This window comes from Azospirillum sp. HJ39 (assembly GCF_041507355.1).
In the GTDB taxonomy this organism is placed as follows: Bacteria; Pseudomonadota; Alphaproteobacteria; order Azospirillales; family Azospirillaceae; genus Azospirillum; species Azospirillum thiophilum.
The window spans coordinates 1,707,799-1,718,543 of sequence record NZ_CP167911.1 but is presented as its reverse complement, the minus strand read 5'-3'; the positions used below and the strand labels follow the sequence as shown (position 1 = coordinate 1,718,543).

Genomic DNA, 10,745 nt, shown 5'->3' with positions numbered 1-10,745 from the left:
TTCGGGAAGTTTCGACCGGTGGTCGGGACTTCCCGGAAATGGTATGGATAAGTCGCTGAATTCCAGCTCGCTAGATTTCATCCTGCCCGATACTCGGGCCGGCGGCGTTTGCACTCGGACATGTCCCGGGCGCGATAAATCTGCCGCACGGCAAGATTACGGAGCGCAGGATGGCGGATTGGCCGGAGGGAACGCTGTTCGTCGTTTATTGTGCCGGGCCCCATTGCAACGGGGCGGATCGCGCTGCGCTGCGGCTGGCGCGGATCGGGAGGCCGGTCAAGCTGATGATCGGCGGCGTGACGGGCTGGATCGATGAAGGGCTTACGCTGGCATCCGGCAACGGCCAGGACTGAGTCCAAGCGTCAGATGAAGACGATTCCGGCGATCAGCGCCAGGATGAGCAGGTAGACGATCATTCGGCGGACCCGCCAGCCGAACGGCGCCTTGTTGTCGTTCGCCGGCGAGCGCAGACGCACCCGCCGGACCGGAACGATGTACGCAGTCGGGTCCTGGGCGGCTCCGTTGGAGCCGCCCATTCCCTTATGGGCTGTGGGCCGGTTAGCCACGCTCGTTCAGCGGCACGAAGGGCCGCTTGGTGTGGCCGGTGTAGAGCTGACGCGGACGGCCGATCTTCTGCACCGGATCCTCGATCATCTCCTTCCACTGGCTGATCCAGCCGACGGTGCGGGCCAGTGCGAACAGCACGGTGAACATGCTGGTCGGGAAACCCATCGCCTTCAGGATGATGCCCGAGTAGAAATCGACGTTCGGATAGAGCTTCTTCTCGATGAAGTACTCGTCCGACAGGGCGATCCTCTCCAGCTCCATCGCGATGTCGAGCAGCGGCTCGTCCTTGATGCCCAGTTCGCCGAGCACCTCGTGGCAGGTCTGGCGCATCACCTGGGCGCGCGGGTCGTAGTTCTTGTAGACCCGGTGGCCGAAGCCCATCAGGCGGAAGTTGTCGTTCTTGTCTTTGGCGCGGCGGACGAACTCGGGGATGCGGTCGACCGAGCCGATCTCCTCGAGCATCTTCAGCACAGCCTCGTTCGCACCGCCATGGGCCGGACCCCACAGCGAGGCGATGCCGGCGGCAATGCAGGCGAACGGGTTGGCACCCGACGAGCCGGCCAGACGGACGGTCGAGGTCGAGGCGTTCTGCTCGTGATCGGCATGCAGGATGAAGATCTTGTCCATCGCCTTGGACAGGATCGGGTTGACCTTGTAAGGCTCGCACGGCGTGCCGAAGGTCATGTAGAGGAAGTTTTCCGCATACGACAGGTCGTTGCGCGGATACATGAAGGGCTGGCCCGTCGAATACTTGTAGGCCATCGCGGCGATCGTCGGCATCTTGGCGATCAGGCGGTGCGCGGCAATCTTGCGCGCCTGCGGATCGTTGATGTCCAGCGAGTCGTGGTAGAAGGCGGACAGGGCGCCGACGACGCCGCACATGATCGCCATCGGATGTGCGTCGCGGCGGAAGCCGCTGTAGAACTTGGTCAGCTGCTCATGCACCATCGAGTGGCGGCGCAGGATGTTCTCGAAATCCGTGCGCTCGGCGGCAGTCGGCAGGTGGTTGTTGAGCAGGAGGAAGCACACCTCCGGGAAGGTCGAATGCTCGGCCAACTCGTCGATGGCGTAACCGCGGTGCAGCAGGACACCCTCGTCGCCGTCGATGTAGGTGATGCCGGATTCGCAGCTGCCGGTCGAGGTGAAGCCCGGATCGTAGGTGAAATAGCCGGTCGCGGCGTAGAGCTTGCGAATGTCGATCACGCTCGGCCCGACGGCGCCGTGCAGGACCGGCATCGTGACCTGGCTGCCCGTTTTGTTGTCGATGAGGGTAACGGTATCCTTGCCGTCCTCAGTCTGGGTCATCTCGGCACGTCCTTATCGTTGAGGGTCGGGCTTGGCGCCCTTTTTTCGTCGGCGCAGCATAGTTCCATGGCAGGCTGATGGCAACGCACGGAAATGACCTTCATGCTGCACCCGCTGCATCGCGGATGCGAGAAAGAGTCGCTTCCCTGCCCAACAGTTCAGCCACTTCGAAGATCGGCGGCGACACCGTCGATCCGGTCAGTGCGGCGCGCAGCGGCTGTGCCACTTTGCCGAGTTTTTCCCCCCGCGCCTCGGCGAAGGTGCGGACCCGTGCTTCCAGAGCCGTGGCGGTGAATTCCGGCTCCTCGGCGAAGGCGGCAGCCAACTCCGTCAACAGGCCACGGCCCTTCTCATCCAGCAGAGCAGACGCTTTTTCATCATAGCCGAGCGGCTGCGCCGCGACATAGAATCGGGCACTCTGCGCCAAGTCGACGACGGTCCGGGCGCGCTGCTTCAGCCCGCTCATCGCCAGCGTCAGAAGGTCGCGGTCGGCGTCGGTCAGGCTGCGGCCCAACTCGGCCTCCAGCCGCGGCGCGATGAGCCCGACCAGTCGCCCGTCGTCGGCCAGACGCATGTAATGGGCGTTCAGATTTTCCAGCTTGGCGAAGTCGAAGCGCGACGGTGAGCGGCCGATGCTCTCCAGGTTGAACCACTCGATCGCCTGTTCGGTCGAGATGATCTCGTCGTCGCCATGCGACCAGCCGAGCCGTAGCAGGTAATTGCGTACCGCCTCCGGCAGATAGCCCATGTCGCGGTAGGCGTCGACGCCGAGCGCGCCGTGGCGCTTGGACAGCTTGGCTCCGTCGGAGCCGTGGATCAGCGGGATGTGGCCGAAGCGCGGCAGGTCCCATCCCATCGCGTTGAAGATCTGAATCTGGCGGAAGGTGTTGGTCAGATGGTCGTCACCGCGGATGACATGGGTCACGCCCATGTCGTGGTCGTCCACCACCACGGCCAGCAGATAGGTCGGCGTACCGTCGGCCCGCAGCAGGATCAGGTCGTCCAACTGCGCATTCTGAACCGTGACCTCGCCCTGGACCAGATCGTCGAGGACGGTCTGGCCTTCCTGCGGAGCCTTGAGGCGGATGACGGGCGCCACGCCCTCAGGCGCGTCGGACTCCGGGCGGTCGCGCCAGCGGCCGTCATAGCGCATCGGCTGGCCGGCAGCCTTCTGGGCGGCGCGCATCTCCTCCAGTTCTTCCGGGCTGCAATAGCAACGATAAGCCTTGCCGGCGGCCAGCATCCGGTGCGCCACCTCGGCATGGCGGTCCTTCCGCCCGAACTGGCTCACCGCCTCGCCATCCCAATCCAGGCCCAGCCACTTCAGCCCGTCGAGGATGGCGTCGACCGCCGCCTCGGTAGACCGTTGCCGGTCGGTGTCTTCGATCCGCAGCAGGAAGGTGCCGCCCATCCGGCGGGCGTACAGCCAGTTGAACAGTGCGGTACGGCCGCCACCGATGTGAAGAAATCCGGTGGGCGACGGAGCGAAGCGGGTGACGACGGTCATCGGTCTCTCAATTTCCGGTTCGGCGCTGGTATGATGCGCCGGTGTAACGACACTGTGGTTTAACACAGCCACCCGGTTCGGAGGCAATGCGATGCGCGCATGGAGGATGGCGGAGAGGCTTGCGGGCGGCATTGCTGCGGTTGGAATCCGTTACCGGTGACGGCCGCGGGCTGGCCGGAGGAGGAGACCGATGGTCCGCCGTCATTCGGCGGGCGCTGGCGTCGTGCGCTGGCATGGATCCGAAGCCGACTCGCGGCGCTTGCGGAGGCGGAAAGCGAACGCTGGGTGCTGTGGTTGCCGGTCGCCTTCGGCGTGGGGGCGTCGCTCTATTTCGGGCTGATGCAGGAACCGCCCTGGTGGATCGGATTGGCCGCGGCGGGCGGTGCTGGAATTCTGCTGCTGATCGTGCGTCGCCGTTTCGTGCCGGCGGCGGTGACGGTGGCCCTGTTGACGATGGTGGGTGGATTCCTGGTAGCGCAGGGCCATGCGACGCGCGTGGCGGCGCCGGTATTGACCCGCGGCATAACGGCGGCGACCGTCACCGGACGGGTGATGGCGGTGGAGCGGCGACCGGGTGCGGTGCGGCTGACCCTGCATGCACCGTCGATCAGCCGGCTGGCGCCCGAGCAGACGCCGGCCGCCCTGCGCATCCGGTTGTCCGACCGTCACCCGCCGCCCGCTCCGGGATCGCTTGTGCGGTTGCGTGCGACCCTGTCGCCGCCACAGGCGCCGGCCGAACCCGGGGCCTTCGACTTCCAGCGCCGCGCCTGGTTCATGGGACTGGGAGGCGTCGGCTTCGCCACCAGCGCGGTCGAAGCCATCGAAGCGCCGCCGGTCACCGGATGGAGCACCGTTGCCCTTGTTTTCGAACGGGCACGCGGTGCCATCGCGGAGCGGGTTGCCGCCACCATCGGCGATCCGGTCGAGGCCAGCGTCACGACGGCCCTGCTGAACGGTGAGGAGTTCGGCATCCCCGAAGAGACGCTGGAAGACTTCCGCAACAGCGGGCTGGCGCATCTGCTGTCGATCTCCGGCCTGCATGTCGGGATCGCCGCCGGCATCCTGTTCTATGTGGTGCGGGCCTTGCTGGCGGCGGTGCCCTACATCGCGCTGCGCTGGCCGATCAAGAAGATCGCGGCGCTGTTCGGCATCCTGTCGGCGCTGGCCTATACCATGCTGGTCGGCGCGCCGCTGCCGACGGTGCGGTCGGTGCTGATGACCGGGCTGGTGATGGGAGCGATCATGCTGGACCGCGACCCGCTCAGCATGCGGCTGGTGGCATTCGCCGGGCTGGTCACCATTGCCCTGGATCCGGAAGGGATGCTCGGTCCTAGCTTCCAGATGTCCTTTGCGGCGGTGGTGGGGCTGATCGCCGCCTTTGAACGCGGCAGCCTGCGGCTGGCGGCGATACGGCGCGATTCCGGATGGCTTGTGCGCAGCCTGCTCTATGTCGGCGGCATTCTGCTGACCAGCGTGGTCGCCACGCTGGCGACCCTGCCGTTCTCGCTTTTCCATTTCCAGCAGATCGCCTTCTACGGCGTGCTGTCGAACCTGATCGCGATTCCCATCACGTCCTTCTGGGTCATGCCCTGGAGCCTGATCGCCTATGCGCTGATGCCCTTCGGGGCGGAGGCGCCGGCAGTGATTGCCATGAATTGGGGCGACCGGGCGGTGATCTGGACGGCGGAGCTGTTCGGCCGGTTGCCCTGGGCCTCCCTGACCGTGCCGGCGATGCCGGTGGAAGGATTCGCGGCGCTGGTGGCGGGCGGGCTGTGGCTCTGCATCTGGACGCGGCGCTGGCGCTGGCTCGGGCTGTTGCCCATCCTGGCCGGCCTCGCCTCGCCGGCACTGGTGACGCGGCCGGATGTGCTGGTCGCCGGGGACGGGGCGGTGGTGGCGGTGCGCATGCCGGACGGGCGTCTCAGCGCGTCGGGCAAGGGCGGCGGACGGACCGTCGAAACCTGGAGGGAGCGGGATGGTGACCGGACGGCGACCGATCCCTGGCCGGCGTCGGGCGGATGGGTCGGCGGCGCAGGAGGCCCGTCGCTGACGTGCGATGCCTGGGGCTGCCTGTACCGGCTGCGGAGGAAGATCATCGCCCTGCCGCGATTGGCGGATGCGCTGGACGAGGATTGCGGCGTCGCCGACGCGGTGGTGACGGCGGCGGTGGCGCGCGGCTGCCGGGCCGGACTGGTGATCGACCGTTGGGCGCTGCGGCATGGAGGCGCGCACACGCTGACGGTCACGGACGAGGGAATTCGGATCGAGACATCCGACGGTCGGCAGGGAGAGCGTCCCTGGTCGGGATCTGGGCGGTGAACCTGCGCATCCGGCCCTCCCCCGCCGAACGGGGGAGGGCCGGATGCGCATGATGACGAGCAGTCAGTACTTCCGTACCAACCCGACAAGCTTGCCCTGCACGCGGACACGGTCGGCACCGAAGATGCGGGTTTCATAGGCGGCGTTGGCCGGCTCCAGGGCAATGGTGTTGCCCTTGCGGCGCAGGCGCTTGAGCGTCACCTCGCCCTCGTCGACCAGAGCCACGACGATGGCGCCGTTGTCCGCCGCGTCGCAGCGCTGGATGATGACGGTATCGTGGTCGAGGATGCCGGCCTCCACCATCGAATCACCGGAGACCTCCAGGGCGTAATGGTCGCCGGCGGTAAGCATGGAAACCGGGATATCGACGAAGGCGCTGTTGTCGCGCAACGCCTCGATCGGCGTTCCGGCGGCTATGCGGCCGTAGAGCGGCAACTGCACCGTTTCCGGCGCGGCAGTCGGGGCGGGTAGAGCCACATCGCGGCCGACGAAGGCGAAATCGCCCCTGATGACGTTGGGATGGAATTTCGGCTTGGACGCCGTACGGGACCGGGCGGCATCCAGCCCCTCGGGCAGTCGCAGAACCTCGAGCGCGCGGGCGCGGTGAGGCAGGCGGCGGATGAAGCCGCGTTCCTCGAGGCCGGTGATGAGGCGGTGGATACCCGACTTCGATTTCAGGCCCAGGGCGTCCTTCATCTCGTCGAACGACGGCGAGACGCCGCCCTGGCCGAGCCGCTCGTGGATGAACAGCAGCAATTCGTGCTGCTTGCGCGTGAGCATGGATGCCTCCCGGCGGTCGCCAGACTGAAGATGGAACAAATACAAAACGTTGACCCGTGTTCTAGTTTGGTTCCCGCCGCGCGTCAAGCCCCCGTCATCCTCGCGGGACGGGAAATGGAACATTTAGCCACTCGTCTCAGGAATGGGATGCGGTCAAGGGCTCGACAGACGGCAGGGCGGCGGCCATATAATCGGTTCCTGTTCCGTACCTCCTTCCCGATCCGGATGCCGTCCCATGGCAAGCCCAGTCCTCTCCGCCATTCCCGCCAAGCCGCTCGCGAAGCTGGAAGCCGGGAAGCAATTCGTCCTCTCGTCGGACTTCACGCCGTCGGGCGACCAGCCGAACGCGATCGAGGAGCTGACCGCCGGTCTGCGCCAGGGTGAGCGCGATCAGGTCCTGCTGGGCGTCACCGGGTCGGGCAAGACCTTCACCATGGCGCATGTCATCCAGACGGTGCAGCGCCCGACGCTCGTCCTGGCGCCGAACAAGACGTTGGCGGCGCAGCTCTATGGCGAGATGAGATCCTTCTTTCCGAACAATGCGGTGGAGTATTTCGTCTCCTACTACGACTACTATCAGCCGGAAGCCTACGTCCCGCGCACCGATACCTACATCGAGAAGGAATCCTCGATCAACGAGCAGATCGACCGCATGCGCCACTCGGCGACGCGGGCGCTGCTGGAGCGCGACGACGTCATCATCGTCGCCTCGGTGTCCTGCATCTACGGCATCGGCTCGGTCGAGACCTATTCGGAAATGACGGTCGATTTGCGCAAGGGAGAGATTGTCTCCCAGCCCGAGTTGCTCCGCAAGCTGACCGAGCTGCAATACAAGCGCAACGACGCCGCCTTCGGCCGCGGCCTGTTCCGCGTGCGCGGCGACACGGTGGAGCTCTTCCCGGCCCATATGGAGGACCGGGCGTGGCGCATCTCGCTGTTCGGCGACGAGATCGAGGGCATCCACGAGATCGACCCGCTGACGGGCGAGAAGCTGGCGGCGCTGGAGGCGGTGCGTGTCTATCCGAACAGTCACTATGTGACGCCGAAGCCGACGCTGAACCAAGCGATTTCCCAGATCAAGAAGGACCTCAAGGACCGGTTGGAGGAGTTTGCCGCCGAGGGAAAGCTGCTGGAAGCCCAGCGGTTGGAGCAGCGCACCACCTTCGACATCGAGATGATGGCGGCCACCGGCTCCTGCGCCGGCATCGAGAATTATTCCCGCTATCTTACCGGCCGCGCCGCGGGCGACCCGCCGCCGACCCTGTTCGAATATCTGCCCAAGGACTCCCTGCTGATCGTCGACGAGAGCCACGTCATGGTGCCGCAGATCGGCGGCATGTACCGCGGCGACCTCGTGCGCAAGTCGACGCTGTCCGACTACGGTTTCCGCCTGCCCAGCGCCAAGGACAACCGGCCGCTTAAGTTCGAGGAATGGGAAGGGATGCGACCGCAGACCGTCTTCGTTTCCGCCACCCCAGGCCCGTGGGAGATGGAGCGCACCGGCGGCGTCTTCACAGAGCAGCTGGTCCGCCCGACCGGCCTGATCGACCCGCCGGTGATCATCCGTCCGACCGAAACCCAGGTCGACGACCTGATCGGCGAGTGCAAGGAGGTGGTCGCCAAGGGCTATCGCGTGCTGGTCACCACCCTGACCAAGAAGATGGCCGAGGCGCTGACCGAATACATGCACGAGGCGGGGCTGCGCGTCCGCTACATCCACTCCGACGTGGAGACGCTTGAGCGCATCGAGATCATCCGCGATCTGAGGCTCGGCGCTTATGACGTGCTGGTTGGCATCAACCTGCTGCGCGAGGGGCTGGACATCCCGGAATGCGCGCTGGTGGCGATCCTCGATGCAGACAAGGAAGGCTATCTGCGCTCGAAGACCTCGCTGATCCAGACCATCGGCCGTGCGGCGCGCAACATCGACGGACGGGCAATCCTCTACGCCGACAAGATCACCGACAGCATGAAATACGCCATCGACGAGACGGCGCGTCGCCGCGAGAAGCAAATGGCCTATAATCTTGAACACGGCATCACGCCGGAATCGGTCAAGAAGGCGATCGGCGACATCCTGGAAAGCGTGTTCGAGCGCGGCGACCATGTGACGGTGAAGACCGGGCTGAACGCCACCGAACTGGTCGGCCACAATCTCAAGACCGTCATCGCCGACCTGGAAAAGCGCATGCGTGCCGCCGCCGCCGACCTCGAATTCGAGGAGGCCGCACGGCTGCGCGACGAGCTGCGCCGGCTGGAGGCGATGGATCTCGGACTGGAGGCCCCCGGCAGCATCGGCATCAGCAGCGCCCGCCAGGGGCGCGGCATCCCGGAGGGCGCCCCGAAGAAGCAGGGCCGCCGCCGCCGCGGGCCATAAAGGCGGCTGGGGCTGCCGGCCTTGTCGGCGGCAGGGTGCATCACCATACTCCGGGCTCCCGCGGGATGACGCGGGGGCAGGAGGAGGGCAGGGGGTGCGGTTTCGTCGGGTCGTCATGGGATCGCTGGCAGCATCGGCGCTGTGGGGCGCCGGGCTGGGATCGGTGCCCATGGCTGCGGCAGCCGCTACCAAGCCCGCCGCGGTGGCTGAACTGCCTCTGCCCTCCCTGAAGATGAAATCCACCGACTGCGAATTGGCCGAGCAGGGCGACCCCAACGCGGCCTATCGGCTGGCCCGCCGCTACCTGTTCGGCAAGGGCGTGGCGAAGAACCGGCGGCTCGGCACCGCTTGGCTGCGGGCCGCCGCCTCGCGTGGGCATCCAGAGGCGCAGCGGCTTGTCAGCTATGTCCCTGGGCGCATGGGGCGCATCCGTCCCTGGTGCCGGCCCGGTGCCGCCCCGGTGCGCGAGGTCGGCCCGCCGCCGGCCGAGGTGGTGGCGCTGGTAAAATCCATCGCTCCGAAATACGGAGTCGACCCTGCGCTGGTGCTGGCGGTGATCCAGGCGGAAAGCGCCTTCCGGACCGACGCGGTGTCGCCGAAGGATGCGTCCGGGCTGATGCAGCTGATCCCCGACACGGCAGACCGCTTCGGCGTCGGCGACATCTTTGACCCGCGCGAGAACATCACCGGCGGGGTGAAGTACCTGCGCTGGCTGCTGGCCTATTTCCAGGGCGACGTGACGCTGGCGCTGGCCGGCTACAATGCCGGGGAGAAGGCGGTCGACCGTCACAAGGGCGTGCCGCCCTATGAGGAGACGCGCAATTACGTGCGCATCATCCGCCGCAGCTACGACGCCGTCCGCCACCCCTTCGACCGCTCGGCGGCAGAGCCGTCGCCGGCCCTGGCAGCCATCCGCGGGGCCTCGGCGGCGGATGTGGAGACGGAGTTGCCACGCACCGCCAAATCGCCGAAAAAGGGGTGACGGAAGCCCTTCCCGGAACAGGAGTATACCGCCCGTGCCGATGTCCGAACGCAGCGTCCTCGGCCTTAGTGCCGCCGGATTCCACAAGATCGCCTACACCCAATGGGGACGCGACGACGCTGTCCGGACCGCGGTCTGTGTCCATGGGTTGACCCGCAACGGCCGGGATTTCGACCGGCTGGCGCTGGCACTGGCCGACCGCTGGAGGATCGCCTGCCCCGACGTGGTGGGGCGCGGCCGCAGCGACTGGCTGCCGGTGCCGGCGCTCTACGGCTATCCGCAATATTGCGCCGACATGGTGGCGCTGATCGCCCGGATGGGGACGGAGACGGTCGACTGGATCGGCACCTCGATGGGCGGGCTGATCGGCATGACGCTGGCGGCCCAGGCCAACAGCCCGATCCGCCGCATGGTGATCAACGATGTCGGCCCCTTCATCGCCCAGGCCGGTTTGCAGCGCATCGCCGACTATGTCGGCAAGGATCCGGTGTTCGAGGATCTGGCGGCGCTCGAATCCTACCTGCGCTTCGTCCTGATGGGGTTCGGGACGATCGGCGACGAATGCTGGCGCCATATGGCGGAGCACAGCGCCCGCCCGCTGCCCGATGGCCGCTTCCGCCTCGCCTATGATCCCGGTATTGGCGATGCGTTCAAGGCGGCGCCCATCGGCGATGTCGATTTGTGGGCCTTGTGGGACCGCATACGCTGTCCGGTGCTGGTGCTGCGCGGTGCCGAGTCCGACCTGCTGAGCGCCGAGACGGCCGAACGGATGGCCGCGCGCGGTCCGGGGGCCGCCGGCCTGGTGCGGGTGGTGGAGTTCCCCAACACCGGCCATGCCCCATCCCTGATGACCGACGACCAGATCGCCATCGTCCGCAACTTCCTGGCGGAGGGCTGATTCTTTCGCG

At 66.6% G+C, this 10,745-nt stretch carries 9 protein-coding genes; 5 read left to right on the top strand and 4 right to left on the bottom strand.

Going from position 1 to position 10,745, the window contains the following annotated elements; translation table 11 throughout:
• Positions 1 to 74 precede the first annotated feature (74 nt).
• Entirely contained in the window at positions 75 to 353 is a 279-nt protein-coding gene (locus ABMY26_RS21385; protein WP_372399048.1) for a rhodanese-like domain-containing protein, read from the top strand.
• Positions 354 to 362: 9 nt separating this feature from the next.
• On the opposite strand, the gene ABMY26_RS21380 is transcribed toward ABMY26_RS21385, so the two are convergent.
• The 3 genes from ABMY26_RS21380 to gltX all read right to left on the bottom strand — a co-directional run bounded on the left by ABMY26_RS21380 (position 363) and on the right by gltX (position 3,379).
• Positions 363 to 536: a hypothetical protein gene (locus ABMY26_RS21380; RefSeq protein ID WP_372396668.1), complete on the bottom strand. Its 174-nt coding sequence runs from the start codon at positions 534 to 536 to the stop codon at positions 363 to 365.
• Positions 537 to 558: 22 nt separating this feature from the next.
• Positions 559 to 1,872: a citrate synthase gene (gene gltA / locus ABMY26_RS21375; protein ID WP_045580025.1), complete on the bottom strand. Its 1,314-nt coding sequence runs from the start codon at positions 1,870 to 1,872 to the stop codon at positions 559 to 561.
• Between the two features lie 100 nt (positions 1,873 to 1,972).
• Positions 1,973 to 3,379 carry a glutamate--tRNA ligase gene (gene gltX / locus ABMY26_RS21370; RefSeq protein ID WP_372396667.1) on the bottom strand — a complete coding sequence of 469 codons (1,407 nt, stop codon included), beginning with the start codon at positions 3,377 to 3,379 and terminating at the stop codon, positions 1,973 to 1,975.
• Positions 3,380 to 3,535: 156 nt separating this feature from the next.
• On the opposite strand from gltX, the gene ABMY26_RS21365 reads away from it, so the two are divergent.
• Positions 3,536 to 5,698 carry a ComEC/Rec2 family competence protein gene (locus tag ABMY26_RS21365; RefSeq protein WP_372396666.1) on the top strand — a complete coding sequence of 721 codons (2,163 nt, stop codon included), beginning with the start codon at positions 3,536 to 3,538 and terminating at the stop codon, positions 5,696 to 5,698.
• Positions 5,699 to 5,761: 63 nt separating this feature from the next.
• Here ABMY26_RS21365 and lexA read toward each other — a convergent pair whose 3' ends face one another.
• Complete coding sequence (lexA, locus tag ABMY26_RS21360; RefSeq protein WP_372396665.1) at positions 5,762 to 6,478, bottom strand: transcriptional repressor LexA; 717 nt, start codon at positions 6,476 to 6,478, stop codon at positions 5,762 to 5,764.
• 235 nt (positions 6,479 to 6,713) lie between these two features.
• Here lexA and uvrB point away from each other — a divergent pair, with 235 nt between their 5' ends.
• The 3 genes from uvrB (at position 6,714) to ABMY26_RS21345 (ending at position 10,735) form a co-directional block, all read left to right on the top strand.
• A complete protein-coding gene (uvrB, locus tag ABMY26_RS21355; protein WP_372396664.1) occupies positions 6,714 to 8,855 on the top strand; it encodes an excinuclease ABC subunit UvrB in 2,142 nt (713 codons plus the stop codon).
• Positions 8,856 to 8,949: 94 nt separating this feature from the next.
• Positions 8,950 to 9,837, top strand: coding sequence for a lytic transglycosylase domain-containing protein (locus ABMY26_RS21350; RefSeq protein WP_372396663.1), 888 nt, complete (start codon positions 8,950 to 8,952; stop codon positions 9,835 to 9,837).
• 34 nt (positions 9,838 to 9,871) lie between these two features.
• Positions 9,872 to 10,735 (top strand): alpha/beta fold hydrolase, encoded by an 864-nt coding sequence (locus ABMY26_RS21345; protein ID WP_372396662.1) that lies wholly within the window; start codon positions 9,872 to 9,874, stop codon positions 10,733 to 10,735.
• The last annotated feature ends 10 nt before the right edge of the window (positions 10,736 to 10,745 follow it).